Genomic DNA, 19,036 nt, shown 5'->3' with positions numbered 1-19,036 from the left:
CGAGTTTGCGCGAACAATTAAAAAGTGTGAGGATTTCGGTGAACGGGAAAAGGAATGGATTTATGAAAAAGGGCAACAAAATTGCCATCCTCGTTGCCGGATTGGGAGGCATTTCTGTGATCGCATTTGCGGCAGTTTCTTTGAAATCCGGTGGTGGAGAAACGAACTTATTGAAGCAACCTTCAAGTTCAGATTTAAGCGCTGGCTCCGCTTTGTACGTTGAAAACTGCGCGTCTTGTCATGGTAAAGATCTTGAGGGTGAACCCGACTGGCGAAGCTCGCGCGAAGACGGCACGTTTCCTGCCCCACCGCATAACGAAGAAGGTCACACATGGCATCACAGTGACGCGATGCTGTTCGACTATACAAAACTAGGAGGGAAGGCAGCATTGGAGGCAATGGGCGCGACAGATTTCACAAGTGGTATGCCGAGTTTCGAGAGCCAACTCAGTGACGAAGATATTTGGGATATCCTCGCTTTCATAAAATCAACGTGGTCTGAACGCGCTCGGCATTCGCAGGCAGAGCGGTCGGAAAGCGACTCCTAATGCGTTATCCTCACCTTTGCAAAATAGCGCAGGTGAGGATTAATTCTAAGTTGCCGAGTGACTACTATAACCTGCTGTCTTGAGAATTTCTTTAAATGCTTCATTGTCTAGACAGCTATCCACAGAAACAACGTGCTCTTTAAGGTCAAAGGTCAGGGCCGCTGTGGAATCTGCGGCGACTACGGCTTTTTCAATCGTGGCGGTGCAGTGACCGCAGCTCATGTCGGGTACTTTAAATTTTCTCATTTTGGAGTCCCTTTATTGTGTTTGAACGTGAGTAGGGGTTCCCAAGGGGGAAGCTCAAGCCCTGAAATTAGCATAACTAGAATACAGTCTCTACTTTCACCCGGGCTCCCAATTTGTGTTGATCTATTTAGAGCCCAAGGAGGCTTTAGACCACTAATAAAAATTCAAAAAGGCATTTCATATGAAACAAGGCATCCATACCAAAAAAACACTACCCGCTGAGAAGGGAAGCAAGGATAAGGCCGCTTCGGATTCTGGCGGAACAGTCTATACCTGTCCGATGCATCCAGAAGTTAGGCGAACAGAGCCTGGAAATTGCCCTGAATGCGATATGAATTTGGTGCCCGCAGGCAGCGGCGAAGTCGGTGAACATGATCATCATAGTCGTACGGACCACAGTATCGTAGGAGGCGCAAAGGGAAAGCAGGGCGACTATGACACGGTGCCTGCGGGGTTTGAGGGGGCAGTCTATACCTGTCCGATGCATGCTGGGGTGCGTCAGATTAAATCTGGTTCTTGTCCGATTTGCGGTATGGGTCTTGAGCTTGAATCCGCAGCTATGGCCGACGACGGTCCGAACCCTGAGTTGATCGACTTCACACGCAGGTTATGGGTTGGTGCGGTGCTGACAATACCGTTGCTGATCCTGACCATGTCGCCGTTTGTTGGTGCTGGTTGGATTCGGGAGATATTCGGCGAACGCGCCACTTTGTGGATCGAATTCGTTCTGGCTACACCAGTGATCCTCTGGTCTGGCTGGCCGTTCTTCACCCGTGGATGGACCTCATTTCGGACAATGAAACTGAACATGTTCAGTCTTATCGCAATGGGCATTTCGGCGGCCTATGGTTTCAGTGTAGTTGCCGTTTTGGCACCGAGCATTTTCCCCGACGGGTTTCGCAGTGCGGATGGTCATGTCGGTGTGTATTTCGAGGCAGCGGCCGTCATTGTAACGCTCGTGTTACTGGGTCAAGTGATGGAACTGCGCGCCCGTGAAGGCACGGGAAAGGCGATACGAGCGCTGCTTGATATGGCTGCCAAAACTGCCCGCGTGATCCGTGCGGATGGCAGTGAGGAAGAAGTGGCTTTGGAGGACGTGCTTGTCGGTGACCACCTGCGGGTCGTTCCCGGCGACAAGGTACCAGTGGATGGCACTGTCATCGAAGGGCATTCGTCAATTGATGAAAGTATGATTTCTGGGGAGCCGGTTCCGGTTGAGAAAGTCGCGGGCGACACGGTCACAGGTGCCACAATCAACGGCACTGGATCGCTGGTGATCGCGGCGACGCGTGTGGGTGCGGATACCATGCTAAGTCAGATCGTCGAGATGGTGGCAAGCGCCCAACGCTCGCGCGCACCAATTCAGAAATATGCGGATACGGTTGCCGGATACTTCGTCCCAGCGGTGATCCTCGTTGCGGTCCTCGCCTTTTTCGGCTGGGCACTTTGGGGCCCAGACCCAGCCCTTTCCTACGGGTTGATCTCGGCTGTGGCCGTGTTGATCATCGCCTGTCCCTGTGCCCTTGGCCTCGCGACGCCCATGTCCATCATGACCGCCACGGGGCGCGGCGCACAGGCGGGCGTACTGATTAAAAACGCCGAGGCGCTGGAGCGGTTCGAAAAGGTCGACACGCTCATTGTGGACAAAACCGGCACCCTAACAGAGGGCAAACCACGTCTTGTCGCAGTCCTGCCAGAACCGGGGCATGACGAGGCCGAGGTATTGCGACTCGCGGCGTCGCTGGAACGTGGCTCGGAACACCCTTTGGCCGAGGCAATTGTGCGTGGCGCGGAAGAACGCGGCGTTGCAATGGTTAAAGCTGAGGACTTCGAAGCAATCACGGGCAAAGGCGTCAAAGGCGTGGTTGACGGCAAGGCGGTGGCGCTTGGAAACCTTGCCCTGATCACCGACATGGGGCTGAAAGCCGACGCCTTGATTGCCAAGGCGGACGCACGTCGCGACGAGGGTGAAACCGTAATGTTCGTCGTTTTGGGCAATGAAATTGCAGGGTTGGTCAGTGTGGCAGATCCGGTCAAGGAATCGACACCTGCTGCGTTGAAAGCCCTTCATGAATTGGGTTTTCGGATCATCATGGCCACTGGAGACAACGAACGTACGGCAAAAGCTGTCGCTGCCCGTTTGGGCATCGACGAAATTCGCGCGGATGTCTTGCCCGAGGATAAGGCGCGGATAATTCGCGAGCTACAAGCCGAAGGCCGCAAGGTTGCGATGGCGGGTGATGGCGTGAATGATGCGCCCGCATTGGCGCAGGCCGACGTTGGTATTGCGATGGGGACGGGGGCCGATGTGGCAATCGAAAGTGCGGGCTTCACGCTGGTCAAAGGTAACCTTGACGGTATCGTGCGCGCGCGTCGCCTGTCGCATGCAACGATGCGCAACATTCGCCAAAACCTGTTCTTTGCATTGATCTACAACGCGGCGGGTGTGCCGGTAGCGGCGGGTATCTTGTTCCCCTTCCTAGGAATTTTGATCAGTCCGATGTTTGCCGCCTTTGCAATGTCAGCCTCGTCTATCTCCGTAGTCGCGAATGCGCTTCGACTGCGCCGGTTAAAATTCTGATGGAAACCAACCGATGAACCGCATGATCTACATCTTTGCTACGGCCTTTGCCCTAATCGGCGTAGCCGAAATCTTCTATTTCTTTTTCTGGGGGGTTTATCTGTTCCCGGGGGGGAGTCTGGCCGCTAAGGCCGTCTGGGTCGCCTCTTGCGGGATCGCGATGGGGGCGGTCATTGGCGCGGCAACTTTGTTGTTGGTCGAGGGCCGCACATCGGGCAGGGCTGCAATACTGACGGGGGCGGCCATAGTAACCACTGTTGGCAGTTATTGCGCATGGCTTTGTAGCCGCGTCGATGCGAAATTCGAGTATTTCGGTGGGCCGGAAAACGGGACACTCTTCATCTTGTCGGGCGTCATACCAGCCATCGCTGGTGGCCTGCTTTATGGCTGGTGGCTCTATGGCAGGGAGCAAGGGATTGGTCATACGCTTTGAACGATCCCCAACCCCCTCTTGAGGCTGGTTTTGTCCTGTGGTGGCGCACATGGAGGACGATGGGACGCATGATTAAGGCGATAGATGCATCAGAGATGGGGCTTCTTAGCGTGTCGCTAACGACAAAAACTTAGAAAGGAGAAAGTGAATGAATGGTTTTGGAATGGGCTTTGGCGGCCTGTGGATGATCTTAGTACTGGTTCTTGCCGTCTTGGCGATAGCCGCTCTGCTCAAATATCTGCGCAAGTAAAACAAATTGCCGCAGCTTCTGGCGGGTATTGGAAACTCCAGCCTTACCCAAAAGTCTAAGTGCGATCAGGGCGGTCTTCGATGCGGCCACCGGTTCTGTCGCCACGTGTAATAATCAACGTGATTGTCGTTGTAAAATTGATTTGGCGGGACCAAGCAAGCAAACCAAAATAGAGGCAAATGTATGACACATTCACACGGCGATGACGATTTCAAAAAGGGCTCCATCAGCTTGGGTGGGGCGGTTGGCATGGGGACGGGCGTTATGATCGGGGCAGGCATTTTTGCGCTGACTGGCCAAATCGCCCAGCTGGCGGGACCGTATTTTGCCCTGTCTTTCGTGCTCGGTGCAATCGTTACGTCCTTCAGCGCTTACAGTTACATCAAGATGTCTAACGCTTGGCCGTCCTCTGGAGGGATAGCAATGATCTTGCAAAAGGCCTATGGCCCCGGTGCCATTGCCGCCGCTGCCGCGCTTTTGATGGCCCTATCGATGGTGATCTCCGAAAGCCTTGTGGCACGGACATTCGCCACATATGTCTTGCGGCCCTTCGACATCGCAGGCGGCCCGCTGGTGCCGTTATTGGCGGTCGGGGTGATCCTGTTCGCATTTCTTGTTAACATTTCGGGCAACCGGACAGTCGGCCTCCTTTCGATAGTTATGGCCGTCATTAAAATCGGCGGGATTGCGCTGTTTGGAATAGTTGCCTTGTGGTCTGGTGGCTTCAGTTTTCCAGAAACGAGCAGCAATGCAGGAGGGTTTAGTGCCACCGGATTTGTCGCTTCCGTAGCGCTGTCGATCCTCGCGTTTAAGGGGTTTACCACGATCACCAATAGCGGTTCAGAAATCACCAACCCCCATCGCAATGTGGGGCGCACTATCATGATCTCGATTGCGATCTGTGTTGTGATCTACCTTTTGGTTGCCTTTGCCGTTGGGTCAAACCTTACCATTGAACAGATCGTCGCAGCAAAAGACTATTCTCTCGCCGAAGCCGCCTCACCTGCATTGGGGCAATTGGGGTTCTATTTTACGGTTGTTTTGGCGGCGGTGGCCACAGCATCTGGCGTAATGGCGAGCGTTTTTGCGGTTTCGCGGATGTTGGCAATGCTGACGGACATGAAGATGATACCACATAGCCACTTCGGAATGTCCGGCTCTATCCAAAGCCATACGTTGGTCTACACTGTGGTCCTCGCTTCTACGCTGGCGGTGTTTTTTGATCTGGGCCGGATTGCTTCACTTGGAGCATTTTTCTACCTCGTCATGGACATGTTGGTGCATTGGGGTGTGTTCCGAAGCGTGCGAAAAGAAATTGGTGCGAGCGCGGTAATCTTGTTATGTGCACTTTCGTTTGACGCCATTGTTCTTGTCGCGTTCACAATGATGAAGTTGGCGTCGGATCCATTGATCGTGCTTTTTGCCGCAATCGGGATCACTACAGTCTTTGTCTTTGAGCGCATCTATCTGTCACGTTGGACCGCTCCACAAGCCGAAGGCGGACACTAGCGTGCACCCTAGATAAACCGGTTGGCACGCCGTGGTTCGCCCTTGCTGATTAGGAGCCTTAACTCCATTTCCGCGCGGGAACTGCTCAAATCTTAAGACAGACGGGCAACTACAATCCGATGAATCGCACACTCGGCATTCGTTTGATCGTTTGCACATCATTTTCATAAATTGCTGTGAGTTCTTCGACATAAGCGTCATCCCACCCAGGCAGGTCGATTTCGGTTTCTATTTCATCGGGTTTCGCGAATTTATCTAGGAAGGCGGCGATAATGCGACCCTTTTGCACATCGTTTTGGGGGGGATGCGCCTCGAGATACCCCAAGAACCGCTTCATCCCTTCGGGCGACATGATTTCTTCAACAAGGTCGTATTCGCCGTCAAAGGAATAGCCGTCCTCAATCCCTGACAGCGCCGAGAGAATGTGGGACCAAATTAGGGGGGTGTCTTCGTTGCACCAAACCGTCACCGGCGCGTGGGGGTAGGTGTCGGTAATCGCTTGAATGACGGTCGACCATCGCAGGGCCTTTGGGTCGCTCCCCGCAAGGTAATCGAGGTAGTCCATTTTCGGGGTGCGCAAACAGAGTTCGGGAATAAGTACGGCCGGATTGCAAATTCCTAAATGGAATTCCAGATCATAGCCGTGAAACAAGTTGCTATAGCTTGTAATTTTGTCTGTTATTTGCGGATAGAAATTCGGGCCATCAAACACGCGCGGCGCGACGCAAATGAAGTTTTCGTTGGACAAAACCAGACGGTCAGCATGATCTACTTCGAGAATGGTATCCAAAAGGGCTTCTTGGGTTTCGACACTGGCACGTGCCCCCCCAAGGGCCGCGATGGTTTTGCGAATAAGGTTGCGATAGCGTCCCGGTCCAGGAACCACAACTCCACGTCCAGATAAATGCCCTTTGTTCTTAAGTAAGCCTTTAAGAAGTTTGTCATTATCGGTTGAGTGTGCTCCCAAATGGAAAGCAATCTGCATGCGTTTCGCCCCTATGCGTCTTGGGGCCGCGTTGCGCGGCACCTGTGAAGGTAATATACGTGGTTTTCTGGACAGGCAAACCGCTTTCCTTTAGCAGTTCCGCGATGAGAGAAAAAATGAACCCCACCATAATTGACAAACCCCTATTTTCGCGCTGTTTAGCACGGTTGCGACCAAATGTTTGGTCGCTGGGGGCCGTGCTCATTGCGGCCCTTGTGTTGGCCCCGATTGTGTCTGTTATCTGGATAGCCTTTCATCCGGTTGAAAACATTTGGCCGCATCTTTTGGCCACGACTTTACCGCGTTATTTTGCCAATACCCTGATTTTAATGTTGTCCGTCGGCACGCTAAGTGCGGGAGTTGGTATGGGGGCTGCATGGCTTACCACTATGTATATTTTCCCTGGGGTGCGGTGGTTTCAATGGCTTCTGCTGCTGCCCTTGGCGATCCCTGCTTATTTGGGCGCCTATGGTTTGGTTGATTTCTTAGAGTATGCGGGGCCCGTGCAAACGGGATTGCGCAATATCATGGGCTATAGCAATCGTCTGGATTACTGGTTTCCGGAAATTCGGTCGATGTATATGGCCGTTATTGTCCTTACGGCAGCCCTATGCCCCTATGTTTTCCTCCTGTCACGGGCTGCATTGCGCGAACAATCTGGCGGCAGTTACGAGGTGGCGCGGGCATTGGGGGCAGGGCCGTTTAAACGGTTTTGGCGCGTTGGTGTTCCGTTGGCGCGTCCTGCTATTGCGGCAGGTGTGGCTATTGTAATGATGGAAACCGCTAGCGATTTTGGCACGGTCGAGTTTTTTGCCGTCCAAACCCTGACGACCGGGATTTTCAATACGTGGCTTGAGAGCAATAACGCTGGTGGCGCGGCCCAGATCGCGGGCGTTGTGCTGTTACTTGTTCTCGTATTGGTTGCGCTTGAACGGGTAGGGCGCAAGAACAGCCGGTACCACAATACCGCCCGCCAATCCCGTGCAATTATTGCCATTCCGCTGACGGGCGTGCGGGCATGGATCGCCAGTTTCCTGTGTTTCATTCCCTTCGCCGTTGGGTTTCTTTTGCCCGCTAGTGTGCTCACCTATCATGCGCTCACAAATCTTGAGGCGTGGCAGAACCGCGGCTTGATCGAAGCTCTGGGGAATACATTGCTCGTGGGGATTTCCGCAGCCTTTCTCACCGTTTCTGCAGCGCTATTCCTCGTTTATGGCGTGCGGTTGACAGGGCAAAAACTCCCCCGCTTGCTCCTGCCCGTCACAACCTTGGGATATGCCGCACCAGGAGCTGTTTTGGCCGTCGGCGTGCTAATCCCGATGGCGGCGATGGACCACTTCATTGCCGATTGGGCTGAGGCCGTTTTCGACCGGAATATCGGTCTGTTGATGACAGGTACCGGATTTGCGATCATTTTCGCCTATTGTGTCCGGTTTTTCGCAATTGCACAGGGAGCCATAGACGCCGCTATCGGCCGTGTCGCCCCCAGTTTGCCCCTTGCGGCCCGCTCTCTCGGCAAAACCGCAGGCGGTACTCTATGGCACGTTTATTTCCCCCTTATTCGCGGCTCTGTCGGAACAGCCCTCCTGTTGGTTTTCGTCGATTGCGTCAAAGAACTCCCCGCCACGCTCCTCTTGCGCCCCTTTAATTTCAACACCCTCGCAACTCGCGTTTACGACCAAGCAAGCCTTGAGAATCTGTCTGACGCAGCCCCCGCCGCAATTCTGGTCATCCTCGTCGGATTGACCGCCGTCCTCCTCCTTGCGCGCACACACAGACAGAGCCATTGAGAGATGAATATGATGAATTTCAGCAAGAAATCCCGTTCCAGCAAAACTTTCTTCATTTTCGCAAAAATCCTCCTTGCATCCCCCATCCGAGGTTGCTAAATCACCGCCACAGTGCCCCTATAGCTCAGCTGGTAGAGCAACTGATTTGTAATCAGTAGGTCCGCGGTTCGAGTCCGTGTGGGGGCACCATTTTATTTCCTTATATTTTAATTGCTTAGCAAAGTGTTTTGCGCTCATCTCTAGTGCTGTTATGTGAAGGTGCTTGATTGTGGGGGACATCTGGGGGACTTTTTGCAGGTTTTTAGAGCGCTTTGACGTAAATTGTCCTTCTGGTTCAATGCCGGCCCTATTAACAACAACTGTAGCTCGCCATAAATATTTGCAGTGCGTAACAAGGATAATTGCAGCAGGTGATTTTCGGGCCATAGCTGCCGTCCCTCAGCCTCGCAGATGCTGCGGCGCAGCTTTCGCATTGCGGCCATTGGTGCATCGCGCAGCATTTCAACTCAACTACTATAGTCTTTCGGCGACCATCGCTTCCGTTGTGATTTTACCACTCCAGCGATTTGGTCGCCATTTTTATCGCCTTACGTCACTTTTTACCTGTGATTGATATTGCAGGTTTCCCGTTCTGGGAACCCGCAGTTGCAGAGACTTTCTGCTTCTCTTTTTTGGGTTTTTTGGTCTCTTTTTTGCTGTTTTTACCTTTGGCCATCGTCTGCCCTTTCAATGTGCAGCAATCCGACGCCGTAATGGCTTGGGTTTTACTGCGGTCGTTCACTAATTGTCTGTTTGAGGCACTCGGTTGTGCCTTATGTGATTGCCTACGTTGCGGTTATCGCATTCTTTATTTCGCTCTCCAAGCTGCGGTGCCGATTGTGGCGTGCAACTGCAATTGTAGCAACAAGTTTGAGTTTCTATCGGCCCTAAACGGACCTTGGTGCACTTAGCGGAGAACGGCAGGAATGAGCCCAAATTATTGACGGAAGCATTACCGATGAATGTCGACAATCACCAAATAGCCAAAAACCTTTTACAAAGGCTTCGATTTGGTAATTAAATTTTGCGCGTTAAAGGGTGTGTTTTGTGCGCGTGCCGCCAACGAGAGTTTTTGGAACTGAGAGACCAAATTTCAGGTTTTAATCAGAACCATTTCATCCTACCAATTGGCAGACGGGAAATTGAATAAGGTCTGACACAGCGGATGAGACAATTACTGAAAATATTGGTGCCTATTTTGACGATTTTGGCTGCCCCTGTTGCAAGTCAAGAAATCCTATACGAGCTTGTCGACACTGGTATTCTTACCGATCCTGAACGTGGTCAAGGTATTGAAATGCGGGTGAAACCTAGTGGGGTACCAAATGACGGATTTTTTGGTGAAAGTAATCAACTCGCTCTGCCGACGGTCTGTAAGCATTACGCGCCGTCTGTCATCCCATTCATAGCTGATAAATTTGGGCTGACTGAACCCGAGTTTATTGCCGTTAGATTAGTTTCAGGCAGCTCAATATTCGGCAAATACATTTTGGAATTCTACGCTATCCAGAACGGTACATGTGGTGACGAATTGTGATTTTTAGTTTATACAAATCCTGTCCATTGTCACCGCACTAACTGTTCCAAAAATCTCCATTTTCTGAGCGGGTTCCCGAATGCCGACATGCGTGGGCTAGAGGCCAATGTCTGAAAAGTCCGCAGAACAGACCTTGGTGCTGAACGCAGCGAACGGCAGTTCTCCGCCCTTATTACCGAAATATGCGTGATGCAGCAATTAGGCCAACTCACTCGCCCATCAATGTCGTGAACGGCCCAGAGCCGACCTTAGTGGCTTTTGCAGCTAACGGCAGCAACGAGCCCATTTTACCGAAATGCCACTTCGCAGCGAAGGTCTGCTCCTACTAAAAAATGGTTCGGACGATGATCTCTCTCACTTTCTCCGACGTGCAAGTTCGCGATAAAGCGCGGGGGGCGAGACACCAATCTGATCGGCAACCCTTATCCATTCACCCATCGGTGGCTCATCGTATAACTCCAGCCATGCGTCCAGTCTGTCGGACACTCGGCGCAGGCGCAAAATCTCAATGCGCGCTCGCTGGGACTGGACCTCTTTGGCATGAGTTTCGATCAGGCTCAAAGCAGCGGTTGGCCGTTCGCGCAGCGCAGACCGAAAGGCGGCACGTGGCATGATCGCGATCTTGGCATTCGTGCGTGCGACCGCATCGCAATGATAGGTCGTGGCGAATAATGATGCTTCTGCCAGTGCCATTCCGACGGTGGCAACGCTTAGCGTAAGTGCTGTTCCATCCGTGAGGGGACGTTCAAGTGCTATGGTGCCGGATCGAATAAGATACATCGAATGAACGTGATCTTCCCTGCGGAAGACGACACCCCCCTGCACAAAGGTCTTCGTCGGCGCGTCATCAAATATATGCTGCCAATCTAACATGATACAAATCATACGGTATGGCCGCAGTGTCCGCTAGGGTGTTCTGGATAAATATCATAAATGTAAGGAAACAGAATGAAAACGAAGATGATCGTGATCGTGACGGCGCTGCTCGGTGGAACGGCTTTCGCGAATGCCCAGACAACACACTCCAACCAAGGGGACAGCATGGATCACGCGACACATGCTCAAGACCAGCCGCTTCAAAACACGATCCTGACCGAACCGGGACAGGGGGCTTTCGCCGCCCTGTCCGAAGTTGTGCGCGTGCTGGAAGCCGATCCTGACACTAATTGGGGCCAGGTCGATCTGGCAGGCCTGCAGACTCATCTGGTCGATATGGACCGCCTAGTCTCGGACACTAATGTGGAAGAGACAGAACTGCCGGACGGCCTTTCTTCCATGGCGACGGGAGATACAGACACAATCGCCACTCTCCGCCGCATGGTTCCCGCACACGCGGCCCAACTGGCGGAGGACGACCGTTGGACCGTCGAGGCAATCGATGCGGAAAACGGCGTGGAGCTTCGCGTGACGAGCGGTGATCCTGCTGTGGTGGCGCGAATAAGAGGACTGGGGTTCTTCGGACTTATGGCAAGCCAGGACCATCACCGCGAACATCATATGATGATGGCGCGTGGAGAAGACGCCCACGCACACTGACGCGATGCGACATGTTCGGCCCAAAGTCCCGCTTTATGTTGTAGCGAAAGGGATATGAGGTCGATGATAAGCTGCCGTTCGCTTCGTCGAGTTGGACGGCAGCTTCGTCCGCAGAGCCGCCGCTCGCCCTCCGATTTGACGTTGATTTCGTGTGCAAACGCAGCGAAAGTCAGCAAGGAGCCCATTCTAACGGATGCTGCGGAAACGACCAATGGCAGTGAACCACAAGAAGCTGACATTTAAAGTTGGAACTGTTACGCAGATATACAGGCAAAAACCCCAATGTAGAAAGCTTCTTAAATGACCTCAGAATTCCAACATTGGATTGACCAAAATCTCCCAAGCCAAGACGGCAAGACAATCCTGATTACAGGGGGAAATTCTGGAATAGGCTACTACGCTGCCTTGGCTCTGGCGAAAGCCGGTGCACACGTCGTTCTAGCAGGTCGAAACCCCGATAAGATCGAGCAAGCCATCAAAAGCATCGAAGCTGAAGGGGTGGCTGGACATGTTGAGGCCGGAATTGTCGATCTGGCAAGTTTGGCGTCCGTAAAGCAGTTCTCAGAACAATTTAGAATATCCCATCCAAGGCTGGATGTTCTTATCAACAATGCTGGCGTGATGATGCCGCCTGCGGGCAAGACTGAAGACGGTTTCGAGAGCCAGTTCGGGGTCAACTTCTTGGGTCATTTTGCGCTGACCGGGCTCCTTTTTGATCGTTTGCAATCTACGGCTGGTTCAAGGGTTGTGACGCTCAGCAGCATTGCACACAGGGGCGCGCAGATTGATTTTGACAACTTGCGGCTGGAAAAAACCTACGATCAAAAGCGCGAGTACTACCAAAGTAAATTGGCTGACCTTCTGTTCACCTTGGAACTTGCGCGCCGCATTGATGCAAAAGAGGCGTCCGTGCTATCCGTCGCCTGTCATCCAGGGTTCACAAAAACGGAACTGCAACGACATGTTGATCCTGCAATGCTTGCGAAAATGACTTTCATGGAGGCTTGGCAGGGTTCGCTACCGACATTGCTCGCCGCGACAGGGGCGAATGTTATGCAAGGGGACTACTATGGGCCAGATGGTCCGGGTGAATTGGGCGGTTTGCCTGCGATTGGCGAGATCGATGCCTCCGCGCGGGATGCTGGCGTTGCGAAGCGGCTGTGGGAGGTTGGGCAGGACGTGACGGGCATTGCCTTTCCTTAAGAGCCGCCAGAACATCGGCCGAGAGTATAACATTTTTTGATGAGGCAAGGTTTATGCGAGATCAGAAATTTGAACCGCCGCGCGTGTCTCGGCGCAGAGTGCTATCAACTGCGTTTGCAGGCGTTTGCGGTATTGCAACCTATGCTACGGTCTTGCCCACGCCGGCCAAAGCCGCAGGAAACGAAAGTGCTCAGATGAACCCAACCGATCTTATCACTGCTCTGCGATCAATTGGAACGCCTGGTTGTCTGGCTGCCGCTGATAGGTTGGAAGCAGCAATCGGATCACAGGCCGGATTTGATCTGCATCTGCGGCGCGCAGGATTAAACCAAGCAGATGCACAGGTTTTAGCGGACGGAATGTTGCGAGCTAATGCTGGAAATGCGCTTTCCCTTAGGTCCTTCAGCGCAAGCTATAACCCTGAATTGGGAGACGTTGGTGCTGCCACATTAGCCAACGCCTTCCCGGCGACCATGACAGAATTGGGACTTGTAGGATGCTCTGTTGGAGATGGAGGTGCCCGCCCGATCTTGGAATGGGCTCGCAATGCGCCTAATCTCAAGATGATTTGCGTGGAGGGAAACAATTTTTCGGCTGGTATGAAAATCCAGTTCCGAGATTTGGCGTCTCTTGGCGGCAATATGCTGGTGGTGGCCTGATCTTACCCAGCCTTTGAAGATCAGACAGAAAATGAGATCATAATTGTCGATAAATGTATTAAGCCTCCATTGGCTCAGCTGCAGCGAATTCGCACTTCGTCCGCATACCCGACCTCGGTTCATTTTGCAGCTAAAGTCCGGAAAGAGCCCATTTTGCAAAATGCTGCACGTTGTACCAATGTCGGCTACGTGATCTGCAATGCTACCAAAGGCCGCTTTGCATTCGGAATGAAAAACTGAGGCAGTACAGAGAGGACAAGCCGATGTATTCTCAGATGTGTATCTCGGATGGCCTACGCAGCGGCCAGTAGCGCCCGTCCGATTTTTTCGACATGCACATAGTCCGTACCGCAACATCCGCCAAACACATTCATATTCGGGTGGGCGGCCCGGATTTCAACGTACTGGCTCGCCAATTCATCAGGATTGCCTTCGTCGAGATGGCCCAATTGGCACAAGGTCCCATGGTCCAACGACGACGCGTTGGCCCGAAGTCCACGGATGCGGTTTGCCCAAGGCTCACTGGCAAGTGCGGGGCCAAAATCGACGGGGTGCGCGCAATTGATCATGTAGTAGGCCGGTGCGCTTGAGGTCGCGGCGTCGACTATTTCAATCGCTTGTTTCAATGTTTCACCGCTCCGAAGTTTGCGGTTTTTCTCAATCGTAAAAGCAAGAACCGACGGTATGCCTGCCTCGGCTGCCGCTTTTGCGATGCCAATTGCCTCCGCCGTCGTGTTCAAGGTCAGGGCTGTGACGATATCAACACCTGCGACTTTGAACGTAGCGATCTGCTCTCTGTGGTAGGCTTCGGCCCTTTTGGCTGATAGTTCTTGGTTTGTTTTATAGGCGTCCCCCTTCGGTCCAATGCACCCACTGATAACGGTGTTTTCCGCTGTCAAACCAGCCTCTGCGGCGCATTCGCGGTAAAGTTCAAAACATTTATGGTTCATTTCAGCGAGACCTTGGGGGGAGTAACCAAGCAAAGCACCCCAATCCCGACTTGCCCGATAGGTCAGGCTGTCAAAGATGAAAGGCGTTCCGAGTTTCACGGCGACATTGGCAAAGGCGGTGTAATATTCTCGCAATGCGGCCGCTGAGCGCTTGTCGTTTAGAAGATGAAAGGCGCTAAATTCCGGAAGTTCAAAGCCGCGCTTATACATAAGCCAAGTCTCGGTTCCGCCATCGGTCAAGAAAATGTCGTCTGTGTGATGGGGGAGTCGGGGTGATATTTGTGTCATGTTGTCCTCCTGTCGCGTCAAAATGGGACTGTATCCACAGCATAGGTTTTGGCGGCCACATCTGACAAACGATCATAAATTGACATATAGCCTAGGTTTTCTAAGGTATAAGTCATGACCCGACGCTTGCCATCACTTAACCAACTGCGCGCCTTTGAGGCCGCTGCCCGCCATGAGAGCATCAAAATGGGGGCGGAAGAGTTGTGTGTGACGCCCGCTGCCGTTGGGCATCAAATCAAAGGTTTGGAGCTTGAGTTGAACACAGCTTTGTTCCGGCGCAAGACCCGAAAGATTGAATTGACAGAAGAAGGTCGCGCGCTGTCGGAGCATTTGGGAAGGGCATTAGATGCAATCGAACATGCCGTCGCAAAGGCTCGCAAGCCTGACCTAACAGGAATATTGAAAATCACAATTGCCCCGTTTTTCGGGAATCGTTGGTTGCTACCGCGCCTGCCTGATTTTCACAGACAACACCCTAGCATCGAGATCATACCATCGCTTTCGTTCGATTATGTTGACCTTCGCAACTCCGGTTTTGACGCCGCCGTTCGATATGGCGCAGGCGATTGGGACGGAATGTCCAGCGTGCTCATCTGCAACGATGTTGTCAGTCCGGTTTGTGCACCGCAATTGATAGACGGGTGTCAGATGCCCCTGTCAGCAGGTGATATTTTAGCCTTACCACTGGCCTGTGGTCGGCGATGGCGCGAAGATTGGTCTGCTTGGGCCAAGGCGTCAGGGTCGAAAATTGCCAATCCTGAGAGAGTTATCGTGTACGAAAGCCGCGCATTCATGTTTGACGCGGCCCTGTCGGGGCAAGCCGTGATCCTTGCGGATTTGAAAATGACCGCAGCGGATGTGGCTGCCGGTAGCCTCGTTCGATTAAGCCCGATTGAGGTTGACCGTCCGCAAGGTCTCTATGTGGTGTCCGAGGCAACGCCGAACGTAAATCCGAGACTGCAAGTGTTCACAAACTGGTTGGAGCTACAGGCTCGCGGGTGACCTGTTACGAGCCAAATTTACCGCGAAGGGAATACACGGAGTTTCCTTGTCTACACGCCAAAACAGCCCTTGGCGCGGTTGCAGCGAATTCACACTTTGTCCCGCTTAGCAGACCTAGCGACCTAATAATGCTGCGGCAACGTGTCAATGACCGCTTCGGTGGACTGCACCGCAGCATTTGAAAATGTTCTGAGCGGCAGGTTTGGGCCGTTCGCGTCGATCTACAATGTGGGCGGGAACCGGACTTTCGCTGCGCCCGCAAACTAAATTGGGCAACTTGAAGAAAGCGGACACCCGGGGCTGCGACCCAGTTTTTTTCGATGTGCAAACGCAGCGAAGGTCGGCAGTGAGCCCTTTGTGGTTCGTCATTTCAGGGTTCTTTTCAACTTGAAAACATGACAAAGACAGCAAGACTGAGCATCGCCAACGTAACTGGGGCCCATAGTTTCCGCTCTGGCGCAGATGGGGTTATCAAGTTCATGATGACCGAGACGACGGTAATTCCCAATGTGAGCCAACCCAACCAGATAGGCCAGTTTGGCCAAGACCCTGCGGCCGAATGAATCGACAAACCCATAAAGATCATAAGTATGATTGAGAAACCCGCACCAACGCGGTTTCGCGTAGGGAGTTTTTTAGGGTGGTAGCCACCTTGGGTAAGCCTTCCCCAAGGTGCACCTGCAATAATGCAGACCTGAAATCCAACTATGCCTAGGCAAATAGCAAGATAGATTATGGCTGATATTTGGTTCAATGTTTCTCTTTCGAATTGGCTTAACAGCCGTGTGAACTCGATCATCTACTTGTGGCGCGAGGTTTGTGTCAACGGCAACTAAGTCCCGCATACCCGACCTCGGTTCATTTTGCAGCTAAAGTCCGGATAGAGCCCTTCTCTATAGTTGCTGCATGAAACACCAAAGTCGGCTTTGATGGCCTGGCGCACCAAAATTTCTACAAAGACTTATCTGAATGTTCAGGTAAAAGAGGCCGAGGGTTATCGCGAGCTGAGTGTGAACAATCGCGTCGAGGTCGCCAGAAAATTGGCCGTCGTCTCCCTCCCCCAACTGAGGGGGTATGCAATATGCTGTTTTACAATTACTGTTCCCAACACCAACTTTCATGTGATTTAATTTTAAATTATAATACCTTTCAGGAGAGAAAAATGGAATTTCCCCAGTATTTGAGGTTGATGGAACGTTTACATTTTGAAGCTGCCACTTCAAATTTTCATCCAAATCTATTGCGACGTTTTGGCGGAAGTTTAGCCTTGGCAGGAAATGACATGCCACGCGTTCAAGTCAAACAAGATGCATTTCTCTATTTCGATATGGCTCGACATCCTCAGGAACAATGGAATGTGGCGCGAAATTTATGGGCGCTCCACCGGGATGCCATGCTGCAATCCATCAGAGGAGGTAAAACTCCGGGCCGCGCTGTTTACGACTATATGCGCCGACACAATACTAACCCCCATTTACCTAACCAGCTCCCACAGGCGTTGGCCCGTGTAAGAGGTCCTGACGGCAACCCAACAAGTGCGTGGAAAGCCCCAACCTTGCAGCAATTCGCCCGCACCCAACGCGGCAACCAAGTCATGACAGATACTTTTGGCGCTGTGACAACCCTGATTGCGCTCGCGGTGACGGCCGATGATTGGACACAAGCCACTCCAGAAGAATGGGATAGCGCGCTCAATGCAGGTGCCGTCGCCCAATTGGCTGGTCAGGTCGTGAGCAATTTTCAGGATGGTCGTGCCGCTGCAGGCGCAATGAACATTGTGCGTTAGGGACGGGGTGAATCTATTGGATCAATCGACCTTTTTTAGCTGGAGCGTCAAGATCAGTTCCGACAACCGAAGGAACAAGACAGAGGGTGTCCGCAATCCTAATGGATTTTTTTGCGGCGGTGAGAACTTTCGGCGGAAGAGCGGTCATTGGCGCAAGCGCAACGAAATGGTGCTTTGTCCGCTTAGCAGAACTTAGAGCCTTAATAATGCTGCGACAACGCATCAATGTCCGCTTCGGTGGACTCCGCCGCAGCATTTGAGATTGTCGTGAAGGTCGGCTTCGGGCCGTTCGTGTCATTAAACACTAAGGGCGGATTGCCGATCTTCGCTGCGTATAGAACGAAGGTCGGCAATCCGCTCTTAGCGCCAAATGCTGCACTTTTCACTAAGGTCGGCTTTGGGCCGCGAACGCTGGAAGTTGGACCATCAAAGCACGACATGATTCGCCAAGCATGAGATCCGGTTCAAGCCCGAAACCCAAAGTGATTGTGGTCAACACACAAGAAAAAAAACTAGGATAATAGTCGGTTACCTTCGGTTTTTCCCAAGGCGCAACCTTGCAACATTTTGCATGATGCTCCGTACGGAGATCATATTTAGTTTCTCTGATAGAATGGATCGCAATAACCCGTCGCGTGGCAGCGGCTCAACGAGACGTCTGCTGTGGACAATGCCCGGATAGAGCAGAAAAAGTGGCTGGGGGGCAGATGAAAAATCAGCTTTAGGGCCCATGTAATCGAAGCAAACAGGAACGGGGCTTTCCAGCCAATTTTCGGGGAAAAACTCTTCCGCGTTATCGGTTAGGAACAAACCTGTGCGTTTTTGACCCTGGGTAATTTCAGTCAAACCGTTTCGCCATTTTGTTATTTTCTTTCGATTTCCCTCAAGCCGCGAGCCATCGACGATCCAGAGCATGTTCTTATAAAATGCCTCTCTCGACCGACGTTCTTCTGGTTCCAGATGGGAATGTTGGACCTCTACAGTGAGATCAGCAAGCGTATAGACATCGGCAATGTGTCTTTCGCCTGTCGCTTCATCCGAAAATATCCGCTCTTGCCATCTTAGAGGGAATTCGTTCTTCCAGTTACGATGCCAGTCAGTTTCGGGTTCCCACCAAGGATCTCAGTCCGCTTTGCTTTTGTGAGCCCAATGATGAACTCTGACTTCACCACCGCGAGGTATCATCTCTGATTGACAAAAGGAACACATTCCAACAGCGCCTGGCAATGGCCTACTTCGGTTGCCGTTGATATCTGCAGTAAGCATTTGTGTCCGTCCGGTTCAAATAGGGTTAATTGGGGCCATTACTAACCATAGCAGGCCGATTCCGAAACCGTGAAGTGCCTGCTGCCCTTACGGTAAATGGGCATGGGAACACCCACAGCGAAAGCTCACCCAGTTCGTTAAGACGCCTTCCAGTCTGCAGAAATACAGCACACTTGATAAATGTCTGCTTCGGGAAAGCTGCGTTGCGGCATAAAATAGCATCACCAAGGGCAGCTAAGGGCCGTTCGCGTCGCCTAAATTAGGGCTCAGTTCGAAACCATCGTGCTAACGCCGCATTCGACACTAAGGGCGGTGGCCTCAACTGGTCGACGCAACACTTTAATCTTTAGGAAGAGATGGAGTGTTTGCCATGAAATATCGTCGTAGGATTTATTATTCAACTGAACAGCGTGCTGAGATTTGGGATC

Annotated in this window: 18 protein-coding genes and 1 tRNA gene; 13 read left to right on the top strand and 6 right to left on the bottom strand. The window is 52.3% G+C overall.

The window, feature by feature from the left end; all coding sequences use genetic code 11:
• Positions 1-62 precede the first annotated feature (62 nt).
• On the top strand, positions 63-548 hold the full coding sequence (locus tag AB9F29_RS17305) for a cytochrome c (protein ID WP_369756563.1): 486 nt from the start codon (positions 63-65) through the stop codon (positions 546-548).
• Positions 549-593: 45 nt separating this feature from the next.
• Here the strand turns inward: AB9F29_RS17305 and AB9F29_RS17300 are convergent, their stop codons facing one another.
• Positions 594-794 (bottom strand): heavy-metal-associated domain-containing protein, encoded by a 201-nt coding sequence (locus AB9F29_RS17300; RefSeq protein WP_369756562.1) that lies wholly within the window; start codon positions 792-794, stop codon positions 594-596.
• Between the two features lie 280 nt (positions 795-1,074).
• Between AB9F29_RS17300 and AB9F29_RS17295 the strand changes: the two genes are divergently transcribed.
• The 3 genes from AB9F29_RS17295 to AB9F29_RS17285 all read left to right on the top strand — a co-directional run bounded on the left by AB9F29_RS17295 (position 1,075) and on the right by AB9F29_RS17285 (position 5,567).
• Entirely contained in the window at positions 1,075-3,375 is a 2,301-nt protein-coding gene (locus tag AB9F29_RS17295; RefSeq protein ID WP_369756616.1) for a copper-translocating P-type ATPase, read from the top strand.
• A 13-nt stretch (positions 3,376-3,388) separates the two neighbouring features.
• The gene (locus tag AB9F29_RS17290; RefSeq protein WP_369756561.1) at positions 3,389-3,808 is read left to right on the top strand and encodes a hypothetical protein; all 420 of its coding nucleotides are present in this window, start codon (positions 3,389-3,391) and stop codon (positions 3,806-3,808) included.
• 433 nt (positions 3,809-4,241) lie between these two features.
• Positions 4,242-5,567, top strand: a complete 1,326-nt coding sequence (locus tag AB9F29_RS17285) for an APC family permease (protein WP_369756560.1) — start codon at positions 4,242-4,244, stop codon at positions 5,565-5,567.
• A 109-nt stretch (positions 5,568-5,676) separates the two neighbouring features.
• On the opposite strand, the gene AB9F29_RS17280 is transcribed toward AB9F29_RS17285, so the two are convergent.
• Positions 5,677-6,552 (bottom strand): hypothetical protein, encoded by an 876-nt coding sequence (locus AB9F29_RS17280; RefSeq protein WP_369756559.1) that lies wholly within the window; start codon positions 6,550-6,552, stop codon positions 5,677-5,679.
• A 116-nt stretch (positions 6,553-6,668) separates the two neighbouring features.
• On the opposite strand from AB9F29_RS17280, the gene AB9F29_RS17275 reads away from it, so the two are divergent.
• On the top strand, positions 6,669-8,342 hold the full coding sequence (locus AB9F29_RS17275) for an ABC transporter permease (protein ID WP_369756558.1): 1,674 nt from the start codon (positions 6,669-6,671) through the stop codon (positions 8,340-8,342).
• Between the two features lie 113 nt (positions 8,343-8,455).
• Positions 8,456-8,531 (top strand) — tRNA-Thr (locus AB9F29_RS17270).
• Between the two features lie 403 nt (positions 8,532-8,934).
• Here the strand turns inward: AB9F29_RS17270 and AB9F29_RS17265 are convergent.
• A complete protein-coding gene (locus tag AB9F29_RS17265; RefSeq protein WP_335585895.1) occupies positions 8,935-9,057 on the bottom strand; it encodes a hypothetical protein in 123 nt (40 codons plus the stop codon).
• A gap of 489 nt (positions 9,058-9,546) precedes the next feature.
• On the opposite strand from AB9F29_RS17265, the gene AB9F29_RS17260 reads away from it, so the two are divergent.
• Entirely contained in the window at positions 9,547-9,918 is a 372-nt protein-coding gene (locus AB9F29_RS17260; protein WP_369756557.1) for a hypothetical protein, read from the top strand.
• Between the two features lie 354 nt (positions 9,919-10,272).
• Here the strand turns inward: AB9F29_RS17260 and AB9F29_RS17255 are convergent, their stop codons facing one another.
• Positions 10,273-10,791, bottom strand: a complete 519-nt coding sequence (locus AB9F29_RS17255) for a Crp/Fnr family transcriptional regulator (protein ID WP_369756556.1) — start codon at positions 10,789-10,791, stop codon at positions 10,273-10,275.
• A gap of 75 nt (positions 10,792-10,866) precedes the next feature.
• On the opposite strand from AB9F29_RS17255, the gene AB9F29_RS17250 reads away from it, so the two are divergent.
• From AB9F29_RS17250 to AB9F29_RS17240, 3 genes are all read left to right on the top strand, one after another.
• Positions 10,867-11,454, top strand: a complete 588-nt coding sequence (locus AB9F29_RS17250) for a hypothetical protein (RefSeq protein WP_369756555.1) — start codon at positions 10,867-10,869, stop codon at positions 11,452-11,454.
• Positions 11,455-11,754: 300 nt separating this feature from the next.
• Positions 11,755-12,657, top strand: a complete 903-nt coding sequence (locus tag AB9F29_RS17245; RefSeq protein ID WP_369756554.1) for an oxidoreductase — start codon at positions 11,755-11,757, stop codon at positions 12,655-12,657.
• Between the two features lie 53 nt (positions 12,658-12,710).
• Entirely contained in the window at positions 12,711-13,316 is a 606-nt protein-coding gene (locus tag AB9F29_RS17240) for a hypothetical protein (protein WP_369756553.1), read from the top strand.
• Positions 13,317-13,609: 293 nt separating this feature from the next.
• Here the strand turns inward: AB9F29_RS17240 and AB9F29_RS17235 are convergent, their stop codons facing one another.
• Entirely contained in the window at positions 13,610-14,554 is a 945-nt protein-coding gene (locus AB9F29_RS17235; RefSeq protein ID WP_335586657.1) for a homocysteine S-methyltransferase family protein, read from the bottom strand.
• A gap of 114 nt (positions 14,555-14,668) precedes the next feature.
• Between AB9F29_RS17235 and AB9F29_RS17230 the strand changes: the two genes are divergently transcribed.
• The 3 genes from AB9F29_RS17230 to AB9F29_RS17220 all read left to right on the top strand — a co-directional run bounded on the left by AB9F29_RS17230 (position 14,669) and on the right by AB9F29_RS17220 (position 17,342).
• Positions 14,669-15,556, top strand: coding sequence for a LysR substrate-binding domain-containing protein (locus tag AB9F29_RS17230; RefSeq protein ID WP_369756551.1), 888 nt, complete (start codon positions 14,669-14,671; stop codon positions 15,554-15,556).
• 395 nt (positions 15,557-15,951) lie between these two features.
• The gene (locus tag AB9F29_RS17225) at positions 15,952-16,119 is read left to right on the top strand and encodes a hypothetical protein (protein WP_369756550.1); all 168 of its coding nucleotides are present in this window, start codon (positions 15,952-15,954) and stop codon (positions 16,117-16,119) included.
• A 518-nt stretch (positions 16,120-16,637) separates the two neighbouring features.
• Positions 16,638-17,342, top strand: a complete 705-nt coding sequence (locus AB9F29_RS17220; protein WP_369756549.1) for a hypothetical protein — start codon at positions 16,638-16,640, stop codon at positions 17,340-17,342.
• A gap of 200 nt (positions 17,343-17,542) precedes the next feature.
• Here AB9F29_RS17220 and AB9F29_RS17215 read toward each other — a convergent pair whose 3' ends face one another.
• Positions 17,543-17,728, bottom strand: a complete 186-nt coding sequence (locus AB9F29_RS17215) for a hypothetical protein (protein WP_369756548.1) — start codon at positions 17,726-17,728, stop codon at positions 17,543-17,545.
• Positions 17,729-19,036: the final 1,308 nt, after the last annotated feature.

This window comes from Falsihalocynthiibacter sp. S25ZX9 (genome assembly GCF_041205405.1).
Taxonomy (GTDB): Bacteria; Pseudomonadota; Alphaproteobacteria; order Rhodobacterales; family Rhodobacteraceae; genus Falsihalocynthiibacter; species Falsihalocynthiibacter arcticus.
This window is presented reverse-complemented; position numbering and strand designations above follow the sequence as displayed.